The sequence below is a fragment of the Bradyrhizobium sp. 2TAF24 genome (assembly GCF_052115025.1).
Lineage (GTDB): Bacteria > Pseudomonadota > Alphaproteobacteria > Rhizobiales > Xanthobacteraceae > Bradyrhizobium_A.
Window position 1 is genome coordinate 48,721 of the sequence record NZ_JBFRFW010000017.1, and the last position, 17,700, is coordinate 66,420.

Sequence of the window (17,700 nt, forward strand, 5' to 3'; positions counted from 1 at the left end):
TCCCGGCACCGCGCGAATCGCTGTGCACCACATGCCGCCGGGGCTGTGCGCAACCTCTGGCGCCATCCGCACACGGCGCAGCCTCTGCCGGGATCACGGCGATTTTCCGCCCGATTTGCGCCGATCTCAGACGCGGGGCGATCCTGCGCAAACGGTCTTCACAATCCCGTCACGCTGCATGTAGTATCTGAAGTCGATGCTGCTTCGCAGCCGTAGGGAGCGTTGCTCCACGCGCCGCCTGCGAGGTCGGACACGTCGATATCGGGACGCCTCGGAGATCGGGACGCCTCGATATCGGGACATCGGGAGCGTTACTTGAACGCACATGTTCCACAAGGCGGGTGGCCGGCACTGGTGTTGAACGCGGACTTCCGGCCGCTCAGCTACTACCCTCTCTCGCTCTGGTCGTGGCAGGATGCGATCAAGGCGGTGTTTCTCGATCGCGTCAACATTGTCGCCAACTACGACCATGCGGTTCACAGCCCGTCCTTCGAGATGAAGCTGCCGAGCGTCGTTTCGCTCAAGTCCTTCGTCAAGCCGACCACGCACCCGGCATTCACCCGCTTCAACGTCTTCCTGCGGGACAAGTTCTCCTGCCAGTACTGCACCTCGACGGACGACCTGACGTTCGACCACATCATCCCGCGCTCCAAGGGCGGGCAGACCACCTGGGAAAACGTCGTCGCCGCCTGCTCGCCCTGCAACCTGCGCAAAGGCAGCCTGACACCGCAGCAGGCCCATATGTTCCCGCGGCAAACACCCTATGCGCCGACAGTGCATCAGTTGCACCGTAACGGCCGGATGTTTCCGCCGAACTACCTGCACGAGAGCTGGCTCGACTACCTCTACTGGGATACGGAGCTCGATCCGTAGGCGGCGCTGCGGCCCAGGTGTGCTGGGACTCAAATGGCGGTCAAAAGGCGGCGCGCCGGCTTCTCGATGAAGTCCGGGCCCTGGTCAGTGGCCCGACCATGGCGGGCTGACCCGTGCAGCGACCGCCGACCGGTTGCGCGTCGCCGACTGCATCGCAGCCGCTCTCATCAAGCACAGCCATCTGAAATCGATCACGGTCGCCAACCCGTCAATCGCTGCCCGCCCGTCGTTGGTACCGGCCCTTGAGGCCGAGCGGTTCGAGCGCGCCGTCGTGTCCCTGTTTGCCATGCCGAGCAGCGGAGGCGGCATTTCGCCAGAGGCAGTTCTCATCGTCCGCACAACCTCCATCGCAGGATTGTCGGACATTCGGGCCGTTGTGCACGAACCATGTCTTTCGCAGTTGGCGCGTTCGCAAGATAGGAGGAACGACGCGGCGGTCCCTCGGTCACTCGAAGCGTACGTAACGCATAATCGACAACGATGCGGACTTCGTCGGATCGCAGGAAATGCTCGCGGAATTGCGCGACGATAACATCCGGCTCACGGCCAATATGCGCGAGACCCACAAATTGCGCGATCAAGATCAAGACGTTGCGACTGCGAGCCTGCTCGAGAACTGAATCGACGGAGCCGAGCGTCGCGCATGGCTCCTGTTCGAGGCGACTCAAACAGGAACCCGACGCTAAGGAGGGCGTCAGGTGCGATGTCGGACCTATTCTTTTCGAAAATTTTCAAACCTTAATTGGCGTTGCGCCGCCGACAGGTCGATGCTCCGGACATGGCAAGGGCGAAGGAGGACGAGATGATCGGTGCCGTTTGGAGAACGTCGAGGCGCAACCTGATGCTGCAAGGCTCCATCATGGCTGCTGCATCGGTTCTATGCAGGACCCCGACATCCGCAGGAGCAAGCGATCGACCGTCGGCCTCGGCCATTCAATCATCCAGCAACGGAAACACGCTCATGGGAACGATCAAGACGAAGGACGGCACGGAAATCTTCTACAAGGATTGGGGCAAAGGACAGCCAATCGTCTTCAGCCATGGTTGGCCGTTGTCGGCCGATGACTGGGATGCCCAGATGATGTTTTTTCTCAATCAAGGCTACCGCGTGATCGCGCATGACCGGCGCGGCCATGGCCGTTCGAGCCAGGGCGCCGAAGGGCACGACATGGATCACTACGCCGACGACCTCGCCGCCGTGACCGAACATCTCGATCTGAAGAATGCGATTCACGTCGGCCACTCCACCGGCGGCGGCGAGGTGGTGCACTATATCGCACGTCACGGCGACAGCCGTGTAGCAAAGGCTGCCCTCATCGCCGCCGTACCGCCGCTGATGGTCCAGACCGCGGCGAATCCCGGTGGTTTGCCGAAGAAAGTGTTCGACGACTTCCAGGCACAAGTGGCCGCAAATCGCTCCCAGTTCTATCGCGACGTCGCTGCGGGCCCGTTCTACGGTTACAACCGGCCGGGCGCCAAACCCTCGGAAGCCGTAATCCAGAATTGGTGGCGGCAAGGCATGATGGGAGGGGCCAAGGCGCATTACGACGGTATCGTCGCCTTTTCGCAAACGGACTTCACCGAAGACCTCAAGAAGATCAACGTGCCCGTGCTGGTCATGCATGGCGACGACGATCAGATCGTTCCCTACGCCGACGCCGGCCCGTTGTCGGCCAAGCTCCTCAAGAAGGGTACATTGATGACCTACAAGGGGTTCCCGCACGGGATGCCAACCACGGAGGCCGAGACGATCAATCGCGATCTGCTTGCCTTCATCAAGGACTAACCGACGGGAGAACGACATGACCTGGGGAATTCCGACGCCTCTCTTCCTTGAACTGCATGTGGGCTTGAGCCTGGTCGGCATCGCGGCCGGATTAATATGCGTGATCGGGATGGTGAACGGCCGTCACCATCCCTCGTGGACGGCTTCGTTTCTCATCACCACCATCCTGACCGGCGTCACCGGCTTCCCGCTCGCGCCGTTCGGTTTGGACCCGCCTCGCATCGTCGGGATCATTCTACTCTGCGTGCTGGCGGGCGCGGTCGCCGCGCTGTACTTCCTCCCGCATGTCCATGCGGCACGCGGCGTCTATGTCGTCTGCGCGGTGATGGCGCTCTATCTGAACGTGTTCGTCGCGGTCGCGCAGTCGTTCCAAAAGATCGGTCCGCTGCACGCGCTCGCGCCGACAGGCACCGAACCTCCCTTCCTGATCGCACAGGTATCGGTGCTGGGGCTGTTCACGTTGGCCGGCTATCTGGCGTTCCGTAACTTCCGGCCTCGGCTGTTTGCCCTGGCGTCCTCGGTCTAGCGTCCTCTCGGCCGACCTCCTCGCGGGCGCAGGTGCTCGCATTTGTAGACATAGAACATGCGAATTCTGATGATTCTGTCGCCAGAGGTTGCCGCAGCGGAAGATGCGAATCCGGCCATTGCGCTCGAATGGGCCGCGCTGCCGTATTACACATTCCTGGATGCGGGCATCGAAGTCGTGCTCGCATCTCCGCAAGGCGGACCTATGCGGATGGTCGAAAGCGGAAACGATGCTTCCGCGACGGACATCGCGCGTCTGAAGCAGGATCGCTCCGCTCTCGACGCGTTCGCCGATACACTCCGCCTCGACCAGGCCTACATGGAGGATTTCGACGCAGCCTTTTGCGTCGGTCGGCCGGAACTCGCTTGGCAGTCCGGAGCAGCAAGTTCGGCGGGATCAATAGTCGCCGAGCTCCTGGCGGCCGGTAAGCCCGTCGCCCTGACGCCAAGCCGAGCCGACCCTCATCCGAAGGGTATCTCGGAAAGGCTCATCGTCATCGGCAACAGCGTTCAGGCCCCGGTAGAGATCGCGCGAGCGCTGATCGGGACCATTCGCGAAACGCAAGCCAGGAAAGGAATCTACCAATGAGCGATCCGACAGGACGACGGCCGTCCTCGAGAACATCATGTGCGATCACGGGCGGCTATCAATTTTCTCAAGGCAGCTTCGAAATAACCGTTGCGAGCGACGGCTTCATAACCGTACCAATCGATATCGTTGCACCCGACCGACCGTCGGACGAACGCGCGAATATTCTCTCCGTCACGGGCGATCCAAAATCCGGGGTCGTGATCTCAAAAACGAACATTCCGGTCATTCGATCACGCGACGACTTGATCATCATCGACGTCGGCGCGGGAAAAAAATATCAACCCACCGATGGCGCACTTTCAGCGAACCTGCATCTCTGCGGAATCGATCCGACCGAAGTCACCAAAGTCGTCTTCAGCCACGCTCACCCCGACCACATCTGGGGTACTCTGACCGAGACAGGTTCTCTCAGGTTTCCGAATGCCAGCTATTACATCGGGGCGGCCGAATGGGATTTCTGGATGGATCCGGATTATCTGACGAATATGCCGGCCGAGCTTCATGAATTCGCCGCAGGCGCGCGGCGCGACCTGGGAGCGATCAAGGATCGCGTGGTCATGTTGATGCCCGGCGACGATATCGTCGCGGGGTTGCGGGCGCTCGACACCGCCGGTCATACGCCGGGCCATCTATCGTTCGAGATAGCCGGTGGCGACGGCCTGATCGTCAGCGCGGACGCTGCCACTAACGAAATCGCTTCTTTTCAGCATCCGAAAGCGAGATTCGGGTACGACACCCTGCCCGACCTTGCCATCAAGAACCGGGCACGGCTGATCGAGCGCGCCGCCCGCGATCGCATAAAACTGCTCGGCTACCATTGGACCTATCCCGGCATAGGCTACGCCGAGCGGGCAGGTGTCGACTCGTTTCGCTACGTGGCCGCTCAATCCTAGGCCAGTAGAACCCGTTCCAGGTTTCGCTAACCGAGTTCGGCGATCAGGCGATCGGCATTGATGAGGTCGGTCGTGGCGAAGCCTTCGGTAAATTTGCCATAGCTCGTTTCAAGCATCGATCGTGCTTCGGCGACACGCGCCGTGCACCCCCATAACCGCGCCAGCGAAACGGCAGTCCGCAATTCGAACGACGGCAGGCGCTGCGACTTGGAACGATCCAGGGATTTCAGCAGCAATTCTTCCGCTTCTTTTTGGGCAGCCACTGATGAGCCCTTGCACAACACGAACTCCGCCTTGATCCGCAGCAGTTCAGGGTAGTTCCATAGTTCCTCCGCGATCGGCTCGGGGAGTTCGGAGGGGTTCAGGTCGTCGATGTTGAGGTCCGCAAGAACGGATAGTGAGCATACATCCAACCTCGCCTCGATATATTGCGCGATCAGGGAGTCCGTATCCGTGCGTTCGCGAAGACGCATGGTGATTTCGAAGGCGCGGCCCCAGGTGCTGTAAAGGCGGTTGCTCGCCACGTACTTGTTCAATAGGCGAAGGTTACATTCGGCTTCCGCAATGTCGCCGGTCCAGAGCGCAACCGGGCAGCCGGCCATGCAGATCGCGTAGCCGAGAGAAAGAACGTGACTCGTTTTCAGGGCAGCCTCGACGGATTGGCGAGCTCTCGCTTTGGCCTGATCGGGGAAGCCTTGCAACCAATCGATACGCGATAGCAACGCGGTCGTCGCGACATGTGCGTCGAGTTGAAAATCGTTGTTGACCGATCGCACCGAAGGCGTCAGTTGGGCCTGCACCATCTTGACGAGACGCCGAGCCTCCTCTTGATCTCCGAGATAGTGCTGATTGACGCTCAGTATGCGATTTGCGAGGGACTTCGACTTCGGATCCCCGAACGCATTGGCGACCGCTTCGTATCGTTTCGCGAGAGCCAACGCCTTTCGATATTCACCACGGCTCCGATGCACGGCCCAGACTCCCCAAAGCGACTGAAGCTGAGCGGATCGGTCGTCGATATGCTCGGCTATTTCGAGCGCTTTGGTGAAGTTCTCCTCCATCAGGGGCACGTCGTTTTGCGCGTACCAAATGGCGTGCCCGAGCGCTATCCGCAGACGGGACTTCCTGGCAAGGTCGATATCCGGGCAAGCCAGGGCTCTTTGAAGCCGTTCGCGGTATTCATCCATCAACGACAACCGAAACCAAAGCGGTGCGCTGTCTATCGTGATATCGAAGGCGACGCTTTGCTGCCCGGACGACGAGAGCGCCCAGTCGATTGCCGCGCGCATATCGTCGATGGTGTGACCGTAGTAGTGGATCCACTCGGCGGCAGGCACGGTTTCCCAGTCGGATCTCGCCCTCCGCGCGAGGCGCGCAAAATGCAACGCGTGTTTCAGGTGGAGCAAGTCTTGTTCGCCGCTTTGCCGGAGCTTTTCCAGCGCGTACTCGCGCGTCGTACTTAGCAGCCGGTACCGGGCGATCTTGCCGGTCAGATCCGTCGTGATAAGGGACTTTTCTATCAAGCCGAGCACTCGTTCTGCGTCGTTCTTCGCGAGCTCACCGTCTCCCGCGCTCAAAGCAATGGCCGTTTCCATGGTGAACGGACCTATCAGCACTGCCAGGCGAGCGAGAGCGAGCTTTTCCTCCGCCGGAATCAGATTGAAGCTCCAGTCCAGGGTCGCTCGCAAAGTCTGATGACGCGGCAACGCAGTCCGGCGCCCTCTGGTGAGCAAGGCAAAGCTGTCGTGCAACTGGGCAGCCAGCCCATCGACGCCGACGAGGTTCACGCGCGCGGCAGCCAGTTCGATGGCCAGCGGAATCCCGTCGAGTCGACGACAAATCTGGCCGACCGCCGAGAAATTGCTTTCGTCGAGCCGAAAGTTGTCGAACGAGGCGGCGGCCCGTTCGGCGAATAATTCGATGGCCGGGAACGCGAGGGCCTCCGAGAGCGTCGTAATGTCTTCGGTCGACGGAAAATCGAGACCGGACAGATGGACGAGAAACTCGCCTTCCGCTCCGAGTGGCTGACGACTTGTCGTCAACAAACGAACGTCGGGCGCCGCTTTCAGAAGCGCTTCCGCCAACGGAGCAACCGAATCAAGCAGGTGCTCGCAATTGTCGAGCACGATCAGCATCGACTCCTTTCGGATCTGGCCCGTCAACGACGCCAGCGGTTGATCGCCAAGCGGCGGCAATCCAAGAACGGAGGCCATCGCGCCGGGTATCAGGCGGCCATCCGTAAGATGGGCGAGTTCCACGAAGCACAGCTGACACCGTCTGTCGTCAACCAGCCTGGCCGCGACTTCGATAGCCACCGTGGTCTTTCCCACGCCGCCCGGTCCGACGATCGTAACGAACCGATGACGCAATAGCTGATCGCAGAGATTTTCGACGCATTGTTCGCGGCCGATGATACGGCTCAGCGAGCGCGGTAGGTCAGACCCCGTGCACGAGATCGCTTCGGCCTCCAGGACGAGATCGGCCGGCATGTCCTCGACCCGAACGACCGGAGCCACGAAGCAATAACCCCGGCCGGAAACTGTGCTTATGTACTGCAAACCTCCGCTCTGGTCGCCAAGCAACTTCCGCAGCGCGGCAACGTGGACCCTGAGATTGGCTTCTTCGATGAAAGTGTCGGGCCAAACGCGCTTTATCAGGGCTTCTTTGCTGGTGAGGTTTTCGCCGTTCTCGACGAGCGCGATAAGAAGATCCAATGCCCGGCTGCCAAGACGGACCGGTTTGCCGTCCCGATATAGAGCCCTGCGTTCAGGGCTGAGACGGAATGGCCCGAACGAAAGTGAATGATTGCCCATTCTGCGGCCAAACCAGTCTTTCCGAGTGCCTTCTTACGTCCCCGCTATAGCAGGTGGCCTTCGATTGCATCTACCTCATTCTATATCAGACGGTTTCTACCCTCGGCGAAAGGGGAAACTTGGCATGCAGGAAGACGCTCGGTGCTTGACGGCGTTCGAAGCGCAGCCCTGCAGGGGTCGCCCCAAACCGCCATAGCGCTTATCGCAACGGGCGCGACCCAGCCCCTCGCGCCGGAGGGCGAGGACACCATGGCAAGCTCGGGGAATTTTCAGGACCCGGTTGGCTGGACCGGCATCTAGCAGTGGCGCCGACGCGCGGGCGAGAATCCCTGGATTTCTGCGCGCACAACCGCTTTTCGACAATCACAATGCAACTTTGAATGGGCGCCAGTCGATTCCGTTACACTCTTTTATGTCCCAAACCGGTGTCCGATACAGGACAAGCCGAGCTGTTCACCGCGGCGGTCGCTTGGATCCGCCGGACCGCAGGCGCGGCTCTCCTGCGGCCGCCCAGCGCCATCAGGCGCAGGGCGTGCTCTACAACTCGAAGCTCTGGCCGCTCTCGGGCATCACTACCTCGGTCGCGGCGAGTCGCGCCGCGAACCGCGTCATCGCCCCTTCCTCGCCGTGAACGAGAAACGTGCGCCGCGCGCGGGTCTGCCGTTGCCAGGCCAGAAGCTCCGCCTGATCGGCATGTGCCGAGAAGCCGTTGATGGTGTAGATCCGGGCCTTGACTGGAATCTCCTCGCCGAGGACGATCACCTCCCTTGCCCCGTCGATGATGCGCCGTGCGAGCGTTCCTGCGGCGGCATAGCCGACGAAGACGACGCTCGACTGCTCGCGGCCGAGATTGCGCTGGAGGTGATGACGCACCCTCCCGCCGGTGCACATGCCCGCGCCCGCCATGATGATGGCGCCGCCGCGAATGGTGTTGATGGCGATCGATTCTGCGGTCTCGCGCGAGAAGTGCAGGCCATGCAGATCGAACGGATCGCGCCCCCGGCGGAAGAGCTCGGCGGCCGCCGCGGTGAGACATTCCGGATGGCGTCCGAAAATCTCAGTGGCGGAAATGGCCATCGGCGAGTCCAGGAAGATCTGCAGCGAAGGCGCAAGCCGTCCATCCTTCACCGCCTCGCTCAGGACGAACAGCAGCTCCTGCGCGCGCTCGAGCGCGAAGGTCGGGATGACGACGTTGCCGCCGCGCCTGAAGGTCTCGGCAATGGCGCCGATCAGTTCGTCGATCGACGGTCCAAGCGGCTTGTGCAGACGGTCGCCGTAAGTCGTCTCCATCACCACGACGTCGACCTGCGGCGGCGCGTCTGGCCCGCGCAACAGCGGACGTCCCGCATTGCCGAGATCGCCCGAGAACAGCACGCTGGTCGAGCGACCGCCCTCGTCGAGCTTGATGACGATGCTGGCCGACCCGAGAATGTGGCCGGCATCGATGAAGGTCGCCTGCACGCCCGGCGCAACCTGCAGCGGCTCGCCATAAACGGCTATGCGGCCAAAACGATCGAGGCAGTTCAGCGCATCCAGCGTCGAATAGAGCGGACGAGCCTGATCCCGCGAGGTCGCCCATGGCCTGCTGCGGCGCTCGCGTCGCCGCGCCTCCTCTTCCAGGAGATGGGCCGCATCCAGCAGCACCAGCCGGACGAGCTCACGAGAGGCCGCCGTGGTGATGATCTCGCCGCGAAAACCGCGCTTCGCCAGCAGCGGCAGGCGGCCGCAATGATCGAGATGGGCGTGCGTCAGCAGGATATAATCGATGTCTGCCGCATCGAAGTCGAACGGCTCGGCATTCTCATCATCCAGCTCCCGGCTGCCCTGATGCAGGCCGCAATCGATCAGGATCCGCTTGCCGGCGCACTCGATCAGATGACAGGATCCCGTGACGCTGCGATCGGCGCCATGAAAGGACAATCTCAACTCACGCTCCCCATTCACCGGCGCAGACGCTTCCCCCGTGGACGCCGACGGCACGTCCGCGCCGCGCGCGACGAGATCCGCACAAGCGCGGCTCCGTCGCGCATTCAGCGGTTCAGCGTCCCAGCCGCGCGAAAACACCCGCGGCGATCTGCAAGATAACGCCGGCCAGCCACACGCCGCCAATGGCCGGCACCCAGAAGCCGTCCGAATTGATGTCGAGCACGATGTGCGACACCGCGACCAGAGCGGCCACTGGAGCGGCAAAGGTCCCGATCGCACTGAGCGTTTCGACCGGGTCCGCTTCCAGGATGACCCCGCCTATTTTCGGCTCCACATTGTGAAGGTCTCGTCGCGGCATATCAATGCCGATGTAGAAACCGATCGCACCGCAGAGCATCGCCAGCAGGAAGAAGCCGATCGATTCGAACAACGGGGTTCCGTTCTTCGCCAGGTAGGCGGCGACGAACAGCCCGCACGATGCGCCCGCGGTGGCGAGCCCGATCCGTTCAAGGACATGAGAGAACGAGCCAGTGTGCAACCGGACAACCATCGCACGCCTCCGAAGCTTCGAGTAAACGACAGGTGAACTGCCCCTCGCGACGACCGACCTGCATCAATCGCCCAAGCGCATGCACTCGCGCGGCTATCCTACCACGTCTCCATCGCTTTCGCTTGGCCCCGACACGGCACGCCGGTGGGCGCTTGCAAAGCCGGGCGATCTGTCTCATCCTTTTTTCACCCAGCCCTCTGCGAACCATGGAAAAAATGCTCATGAAGCTGCGTCCGCTCGGCCGCTCCGGCCTCACCGTTCCTCCGCTGTGCTTCGGGTGCAATGTGTTCGGCTGGACCGTCGACGAGAGCGCGTCGTTCCGGCTGCTCGACACCGTGCTCGACCATGGGTTGAACTTCCTGGACACCGCCGACGTCTACTCGCGCTGGGTGCCGGGCCACACCGGTGGTGAATCCGAGACCATCATCGGCAAATGGATGAAGGCGCGCGGCAATCGCGCGCGCATCATCCTCGCCACCAAGGTCGGCATGGACATGGGCGATGGCAGGGTCGGGTTGAAGCCCGACTATATCGCCCGCGCTGTCGAGGATTCGCTGCGACGGCTGCAGACGGACACCATCGATCTCTACCAGTCCCACAAGGACGACGAGACGACGCCGCAGGAAGAAACACTGGCCGCCTACGACAAACTGATCAAGGCCGGCAAGGTCCGCGCGATCGGCGCGTCGAACTTCTCCGCCGCCCGGCTGCAGAACGCCCTCGACATTTCCAAACAGAATGGCCTGCCGCGCTATGAGTGCCTGCAGCCGGAATACAGCCTGGCGGAACGTGCGAGCTATGAAGGTGCGCTGCAGCGCGTCTGCGAGGCCAACGACCTCGGCGTGATCACCTTCTTCTCGCTCGCGGCAGGGTTCCTGACCGGCAAGTACCGCTCCGAGGCGGACTACGGCAAGAGCCCGCGCGGCGCGCGTGGCATCCCCAAATACATGAATCCGCGCGGCATGCGCATCCTGGCCGGTCTCGACGAGATCGCGGCTGAAACACGCGCGGAGCCCGCGGCGATCGCGCTGGCCTGGCTGATGGCCAAGCCGTCCATCACCGCGCCGATCGCCAGCGCCACCAAGCCCGCCCATGTCGAAACACTGGTCGCAGCGACGAAGCTCGAACTGACGAAAAGCCAGATCGAGCGCCTGGATACGGCGAGCACCTAGCGCGTATCACCGGCATCGAGAACAGACCGCCAAAGACAGTCGCGGGGGGGCGGCGCCTCCTCGGACGTCTCGTCATCCTTGCGCACATGCTTGACCCCCATGCGCTTGAGCACGAAGACATAGAACGCTGGCACGAACAGCACCGCGAGCACCGTCGCCGAGATCATGCCGCCGAGGACGCCGGTGCCGATGGCGTTCTGGCTGCCGGCGCTGGCACCGGTCGCGATCGCCAGCGGCGTCACACCGAGGATGAAGGCCAGCGACGTCATCAGGATGGGCCGGAAGCGAATGAACGCCGCCTCGATCGCCGCCTGTCGCAACGATTTGCCCTGCGCATGCAGGTCCTTGGCGAACTCCACGATCAGGATCGCATTCTTCGCCGACAGGCCGATGATCGCGATCAGGCCGACCTTAAAATAGATGTCGTTCGGCATGTCGCGCAGCATCACGGCGAGCAGCGATCCGATGATGCCGAGCGGCACCACCAGCATCACCGACAACGGGATTGACCAGCTCTCGTAGAGCGCGGCGAGCAGCAGGAACACGAACAGGACGCTGAGGCCGAGCAGGAACGGCGCCTGGGTCCCGGACTCGATCTCCTCCTGCGACTGGCCCGCCCACTGAAAGCCGAAACCGTCGGGCAACTGCCCCGCCAGCCGCTCCATCTCCTTGAGTGCGTCGCCCGACGAGCGGCCGGCCGCGGCCTCGCCGGAGATGCGGATCGAGGGATAGCCGTTGAATCCGACCACCTGCATCGTGCCCTTGGCCCACTCGGCGCGGGCGAACGCGGACAGCGGCACCATGCCGCCACTGGCATTGCGCACGTTGAGCTTGAGCAGGTCGTCCGCATGCATGCGGCTATCCTCCTCCGCCTGCACGGTGACGCGCTGCATGCGGCCGGCGTTCGGGAAGTCGTTGACATACGACGAGCCGAGGCTCGCCGAGATCGTGGTGTTGATATCGGCGAAGGACACGCCGAACGTGTTGGCTTTCTCGCGGTCGATGACAAGATTGAGCTGTGTCGAATTGGCAAGGCCCTCGATGCGCAGGCCGGTCAGCACCGGGCTCTTCGCGCCGGCTGCCAGCAACTGGCTCGCCGCCTGCGCCAGCGCCTCCGTGCCGCGGTTGCCGCGGTCCTGCAGGCGGAATGTGAAGCCGGTGGAATTGCTGAGGCCATCGATCGGCGGCGGCGACAGGGCGAAGGCCGTGGCGTCGCCGACCTTGCCGAGTTCGCCGTTCGCACGTCCGACGATCGCGCCGGCCGCATCCTTGTCCCCACGTTCGTCCCAGTCCTTGAGCGTGATCCAGGCGATCGCCGAGCTCAGGCCGTTGCCGGAGAAGCTATAGCCGGTCACCGAGAAGACGCCGGATACGCCTGGCTCCTTTGCGAAGATCTGCTCGACCTGCTCGAGCGATTTCAGGGTGCGCGTCTGGCTCGCCTCCGGCGGCGCCTGGATATCGGCGATCACGTAGCCCTGGTCTTCCACCGGCAGGAAGCCCGACGGCAGCCTGACGAACGCCCAGCCGACGCCGACCAGCAGCGCCACATAGATCACCATCATGCGCCCGGCGCGCCCCGTGATCCAGCCGACGGACAGGCGATAGCGCCCGGCAAGCCTGTCGAAGGTGCGGTTGAACCAGCCGAAGAAACCGCCCTTCTCATGATGGCCGGCGGGGATCGGCTTGAGGAAGGTCGCGCACAAGGCAGGCGTCAGGGTGAGCGCGAGGAAACCCGAAAACAGGATCGAGACGACCATCGTGAGGCTGAACTGGCGGTAGATGATGCCGACCGCCCCCGGAAAGAACGCCATCGGCACGAAGGTCGCCGTCAGCACCAGCGTAATGCCGACGATCGCACCGCCGATCTGGGTCATCGCCTTGCGCGTCGCCGCCCGGGGCGACAGCCCTTCCTGCGCCATCAGGCGTTCGACGTTCTCGACCACCACGATGGCGTCGTCGACAAGAATACCGATCGCCAGAACCATGGCGAACATGGTCAGGACGTTGATCGAAAACCCGGTCGCGTACATCACCGCACAGGTGCCGAGCAGTGCGATCGGCACCACGATGGTGGGAATCAGCGTGTAACGGATGTTCTGCAGGAACAGGAACATCACGATGAACACCAGGATGAGCGCCTCGCCCAGGGTATGGAGCACCTTTTCGATCGACGCCTTGACGAACGGCGTGGTGTCGTAGGCGATCTCGTAGGTGACGCCTTTCGGGAAGTAGCGCGACAGCTCCTTCATCTTGGCGTTGACGAGCCTAGACACCGACAGCGCGTTGGCGGTCGCGGATAGCTGCACGCCGATCGCCGCCGCCGGCTTGCCGTTGAGGCGCGACGAGAAGTTGTAGTCCTCGCCGCCGACCTCGACGCGGGCGACGTCGCGCAGGCGGACCGACGAGCCGTCGCGGTTGGCGCGCAGCACGATCGAGCTGAACTCGTCGGGCGTGCCGAGTTGGCCCTTGATCACCACCGGCGCGGAAACGTCCTGGGAGATCGGATTGGGCTGGGCGCCGATCCGGCCGGCCGCAACCTGCGCGTTCTGGGCGGTGATCGCCGCCATGATGTCGGCCGGCGTCAGGCCGAGGCCCAGCATCTTGTCGGGGTTGATCCAGACGCGCATCGCGCGCTGGGTGCCGAACAGCTGCGCCTTGCCGACGCCGTCGATGCGGCGGATCTCGCTGAGGACGTTGCGCGTGATGTAGTCGCCAAGCGCGACGTCGCCGAAGGACGGGTCGCTCGACTGCACCGAGATGAACATCAGGAACGACACCGAGCCCTCTTCGACGGTGATGCCCTGTTGCATGACGGCGCGCGGCAGCCGCGACTCGACGCGGCGAATGCGGTTCTGCACGTCGACGGTCGCCTGCGCCACCGAGGTGCCCGGCTTGAAGGTGACGTCGATCTGCACCGAGCCCGTCGCGTCCGCGGTCGACTCGAAGTACATCAGGTTGGGAATGCCGTTGAGCTGATCCTCGATCAGCCGCGTGACACCCTGGTAGATTTCTTCCGAGGACGCTCCGGGATAGCTGGTGCTGACAGAGATGCGCGGCGGCGCGATGTTGGGATACTGCGACACCGGCAGATACGGAATCGCCAGCGCGCCGCCGATCATGATGAAGATGGCGACGACCCATGCGAACACGGGCCGCGCAATGAAGAATTCGGACATGGACGTCGGCTCTTACTTGATCGCCTGATTGGGAGATGCGCCGGCCTCGTCGGCCGTCTGCATGCGCCAGGGTTTGGCGTCGACCATCGCGCCGGCGGACAGGGCCTGGAAGCCTTCAACCACCACCCTGTCGCCGGGGTTGAGGCCGCTCGCGATGATCCAGCGTCCGTTCACCAGCCGCGACGGCGTCACCTTGCGCAGTTCGGCCCGGCGCTCTGCATCGACGACGTAGACCTGCGCCTGGCCGCCGGGATCGCGCTGCAAGGCTCGTTCCGGCACCGACAGCGCGTTCTGCTGCTCACCCTGGACGACCTGCACCCGCACATACATGCCTGGCAGCAGATCGTTATCCGGGTTCGGAAACTCGCCGCGGAGGGTAACCTGGCCGGTGGTCGCGTCGACAGCGGCTTCCGACAGCAGCAGCCGTCCGCGATGCGCGTAGGCCGAGCCGTCGTCGAAGCGCAAGCAGACCTCCGCGATATCGCCGTCCACGGCGCCGTGGCCGGCCTTGGCGGCGCGCTTCAGCGCCAGCAGTTCGTTCGCCGACTGCGTGAAGTCGGCATAGACGGGATCGAGTTGCTGGATCGTCGCAAGCGTCTGGCTGTCACCGGCGCTGACGAGCGCGCCCTCGGTCACCAGCGCACGGCCGATGCGGCCGGTGATCGGCGCGCGGACCTCGGTGTATTCCAGATCGAGCATGGCGGCCTGGAGACCCGCACGGGCGGAAGCCTCGTCGGCCTCGGCCTGGGCGAGCTCGGCAATCGCCTTCTCATAGAGCTGCCCCGTGGTGACATCGCGCTCCTTGAGCTGGGTCTGACGTTCGGCCTGCTGCTTGGCAAGGATGCGCGTCGCCTCGGCGCGCCGCAGCGCCGCCTTGGCGCTATCGACCTTCACGCGGAACGGCGCGGGGTCGAGGCGATAGAGGACGTCGCCCTCGCGCACCATGGTGCCCTGCTTGAACACACGCTCGACCAGGATGCCGGCGACGCGCGGCCGCACCTCGGCGATGCGCGTCGGCGCGATGCGCCCTGGAAGATCGTTGACGAGCTGCAGGGTCTGCGGCGTGACCGTCACGACGCTGACGGCGACAGGAGGCGGTGACTGATCCGCCGCCTTCTTGCCCTCGCCACACCCGACCAGCACCAGGGCGGCGGCCGCCAGCCCGGCCGCGCGGACAGCCCACGTCGACTTTCCAGACACTTGAATTCACCAAAATTTCCACGTCCGCGCGACGCGGACGGCGCGTTCCACTCTTTCATAAGATACCGTCTGGACGGTTTGTCGTCAACTGACATTTTTTGCGCCGCAACATCGCTTGCGCGCGTGCGCAGGCGAGATGGGCTCCCCGACACCCAACGATGAGGCGCATGCGGCAACGGTCCGCCCCGAACCCGAGCGCTCATGGAGGCCAGTTCAGAGTGCGGCACGCCGCGGCCGGTGCGGTGTGCGCATGCAGCTCGGCCGGCTGAACACGGATGTCAGGACGGGGGGCGGAAGCGGGTCAGTTCGACCAACCGCTGTTCAAGCTCGGCCCGTTCAGTCGCGGAGATCGTGTGCAGCGTGAACGCATCCGACAACCACAGACCGTCGGCCGCGAGGCGCAGGATCTTGGCGAGCGCCGGATCGTCTTCGTTGAGGTCTTTCTGCAGGAGCGATTCCACCCGCTGCAGCCACTCGGCCCGCAGCGCGGGATCGAGCAGCAACGCCATCACCACAGTCGCCTGGGCATTGCCGAGGTCGCTTGCCAGCGATGCGCGGATATAGGCGCGTGTAAACCGTCCATACGCGTCGGGATCACTCGCGGCCAGCTCATCGATCTTGGAGAGACACCTGGCATAGGAATCTTCCAGCAACGCCTGCAGCAATTCGGTCTTGGTGGAGAAGTGATGGAGCAGTCCGCCCTTGCTGACTTTCGCGTCCCGGGCCACGGCATCCAGTGTCAGGGCATGAACGCCGGTCGTTACCAGCACGGTTGCGGCACTCGCGAGAAGCCGTTCGCGCACGCTGGCGGCCCGTTGGACCTGTTCGGGGGAAAGAGCCATATCGACCGCGTGGCGCCTCATAGCGACCGACGCAGCCGCCCGGCCCGTCGGTTTCATGACAAGAGAATCTGCCACATATCAAATTACCGTCCATTGACCCTGCGCAAGCGATTTCGAGGCGTCGCGACAAAACTTTGCGAACGGGAGCGCCGTTGAGATCGACGAGGTCGTGCGCCAGCGCCTCGGCCTCGATCGCGACCGGCAGCCGGCGCATCTGGCCAAACGGATTGATGCCGCCGGACGACCCGCACAGAGCCGCTTCAGCTGCTGCTCACCGGCTGCGCCGCCATGTCTGCTTGGCAGACACATCGCCGTCGAACGCATCGGAGATTCGCCAGCCATCTGGAGCATGGGACAGATCGAACTTGATCTTCAGAGTTCGTATCTGGGGCTTGCCCTGACCGAACGCATCGTCCAGCGTCACCGTCGCCAGCACCGTGGCTTTTGACGGGCTTTGAGAGATCGCGGCCGTCGCAACCGGCGCCGTGATGCACCAGTCCTGGCCGGCGACAAAGAAATCCGCATCGATCGATTTGGCCTTGCGGTAGGTGCGCGCCAGATCGGAATCGAACAGACGCTTTGCGAGCGTCTCGTCCAGACCGTTGCGTTCGGCGTGATCGCAGCCCTGGCCATAAGCCGCGTAGAGCTCCGCCACGGTCGCATCGGGTGTCTGACCGGCGGCGAGCACATGGGTCATCGACGACAGAGCGAGAAAGACCGTGACACCAAATCGCTTCATCAGATGTTCTCCCTCCACAGCCGTCGTGGCACGGCCCTGAAATTGAACAGGCGCCGAACCAGGCCGTACCACGAATTTGGCACTTCGCGGATGAACAGCACGGTCATGCCACCAGTGACGCCACGAGCGCCGCGAGCGAGGCCTGCGCATCCCTGGGATCGAGGCGGACCTGCAGCCCTCGCTGACCGCCGTTGAGATAGACGAGATCATGCGAAAGCGCGGTGGCCTCGATCGCGACCGGGACCCGGCGCATCTGGCCGAACGGGCTGATGCCGCCGACCTTGTAGCCGGTGATGCGCTCCGCATTGGCGGGCTTCATCATCTCCGCCGCCTTGCCGCCGAACGCAGCCGCGAGCTTCTTCATCGAGACCTCACGGTCGGACGGCACGACGACACAGACCGGCTTGTCATCGACCAGCGCCATCAGCGTCTTGAGCACCCTGTCCGGCGTCTCGCCGAGGGCCTCCGCCGCCTGCAACCCGACCCGTTCCGCGTCCGGATCGTAGTCGTAGGCGTGAACCGTAAACCGCACGCCGGCCTGTTCGAGCACTTTCGTCGCACGTGTAACCTTGGACATTCCAACTTTCTCTCGCGCCCGCCTGTCGTTACCGCG

General features: G+C 63.3%; 14 protein-coding genes. 6 read left to right on the forward strand and 8 right to left on the reverse strand.

Annotation, left to right across the window (positions count from 1 at the left end):
• Positions 1-315: 315 nt before the first annotated feature.
• From AB4Z37_RS24375 to AB4Z37_RS24395, 5 genes are all read left to right on the forward strand, one after another.
• Positions 316-873: an HNH endonuclease gene (locus AB4Z37_RS24375; protein ID WP_441519332.1), complete on the forward strand. Its 558-nt coding sequence runs from the start codon at positions 316-318 to the stop codon at positions 871-873.
• A 961-nt stretch (positions 874-1,834) separates the two neighbouring features.
• Complete coding sequence (locus AB4Z37_RS24380; RefSeq protein WP_441519482.1) at positions 1,835-2,659, forward strand: alpha/beta fold hydrolase; 825 nt, start codon at positions 1,835-1,837, stop codon at positions 2,657-2,659.
• A 16-nt stretch (positions 2,660-2,675) separates the two neighbouring features.
• Positions 2,676-3,185 (forward strand): hypothetical protein, encoded by a 510-nt coding sequence (locus AB4Z37_RS24385; RefSeq protein ID WP_441519333.1) that lies wholly within the window; start codon positions 2,676-2,678, stop codon positions 3,183-3,185.
• A gap of 57 nt (positions 3,186-3,242) precedes the next feature.
• A complete protein-coding gene (locus tag AB4Z37_RS24390; protein WP_441519334.1) occupies positions 3,243-3,773 on the forward strand; it encodes a hypothetical protein in 531 nt (176 codons plus the stop codon).
• The gene (locus AB4Z37_RS24395; RefSeq protein WP_441519335.1) at positions 3,770-4,669 is read left to right on the forward strand and encodes an MBL fold metallo-hydrolase; all 900 of its coding nucleotides are present in this window, start codon (positions 3,770-3,772) and stop codon (positions 4,667-4,669) included. The genes AB4Z37_RS24390 and AB4Z37_RS24395 overlap by 4 nt, the downstream gene beginning before the upstream one ends.
• A 26-nt stretch (positions 4,670-4,695) precedes the next feature.
• Here AB4Z37_RS24395 and AB4Z37_RS24400 read toward each other — a convergent pair whose 3' ends face one another.
• The 3 genes from AB4Z37_RS24400 to AB4Z37_RS24410 form a co-directional block, all read right to left on the reverse strand.
• The gene (locus AB4Z37_RS24400) at positions 4,696-7,482 is read right to left on the reverse strand and encodes an ATP-binding protein (RefSeq protein WP_441519336.1); all 2,787 of its coding nucleotides are present in this window, start codon (positions 7,480-7,482) and stop codon (positions 4,696-4,698) included.
• A 537-nt stretch (positions 7,483-8,019) separates the two neighbouring features.
• A complete protein-coding gene (locus tag AB4Z37_RS24405; protein ID WP_441519337.1) occupies positions 8,020-9,408 on the reverse strand; it encodes an MBL fold metallo-hydrolase RNA specificity domain-containing protein in 1,389 nt (462 codons plus the stop codon).
• Between the two features lie 112 nt (positions 9,409-9,520).
• On the reverse strand, positions 9,521-9,958 hold the full coding sequence (locus AB4Z37_RS24410; RefSeq protein WP_441519338.1) for a hypothetical protein: 438 nt from the start codon (positions 9,956-9,958) through the stop codon (positions 9,521-9,523).
• Positions 9,959-10,179: 221 nt separating this feature from the next.
• Between AB4Z37_RS24410 and AB4Z37_RS24415 the strand changes: the two genes are divergently transcribed.
• Positions 10,180-11,130 carry an aldo/keto reductase gene (locus AB4Z37_RS24415; protein ID WP_441519339.1) on the forward strand — a complete coding sequence of 317 codons (951 nt, stop codon included), beginning with the start codon at positions 10,180-10,182 and terminating at the stop codon, positions 11,128-11,130.
• On the opposite strand, the gene AB4Z37_RS24420 is transcribed toward AB4Z37_RS24415, so the two are convergent.
• The 5 genes from AB4Z37_RS24420 to ybaK form a co-directional block, all read right to left on the reverse strand.
• Entirely contained in the window at positions 11,127-14,306 is a 3,180-nt protein-coding gene (locus AB4Z37_RS24420) for a multidrug efflux RND transporter permease subunit (RefSeq protein ID WP_441519340.1), read from the reverse strand. The two genes, AB4Z37_RS24415 and AB4Z37_RS24420, sit on opposite strands and share 4 nt — an antisense overlap.
• 12 nt (positions 14,307-14,318) lie before the next feature.
• Positions 14,319-15,506 carry an efflux RND transporter periplasmic adaptor subunit gene (locus tag AB4Z37_RS24425; RefSeq protein WP_441519341.1) on the reverse strand — a complete coding sequence of 396 codons (1,188 nt, stop codon included), beginning with the start codon at positions 15,504-15,506 and terminating at the stop codon, positions 14,319-14,321.
• Between the two features lie 278 nt (positions 15,507-15,784).
• Positions 15,785-16,348, reverse strand: coding sequence for a TetR/AcrR family transcriptional regulator (locus AB4Z37_RS24430; RefSeq protein ID WP_441519342.1), 564 nt, complete (start codon positions 16,346-16,348; stop codon positions 15,785-15,787).
• Positions 16,349-16,619: 271 nt separating this feature from the next.
• Complete coding sequence (locus AB4Z37_RS24435) at positions 16,620-17,045, reverse strand: hypothetical protein (protein WP_441519343.1); 426 nt, start codon at positions 17,043-17,045, stop codon at positions 16,620-16,622.
• 145 nt (positions 17,046-17,190) lie between these two features.
• Positions 17,191-17,664, reverse strand: coding sequence for a Cys-tRNA(Pro) deacylase (gene ybaK, locus AB4Z37_RS24440; RefSeq protein ID WP_441519344.1), 474 nt, complete (start codon positions 17,662-17,664; stop codon positions 17,191-17,193).
• Positions 17,665-17,700 lie beyond the last annotated feature (36 nt).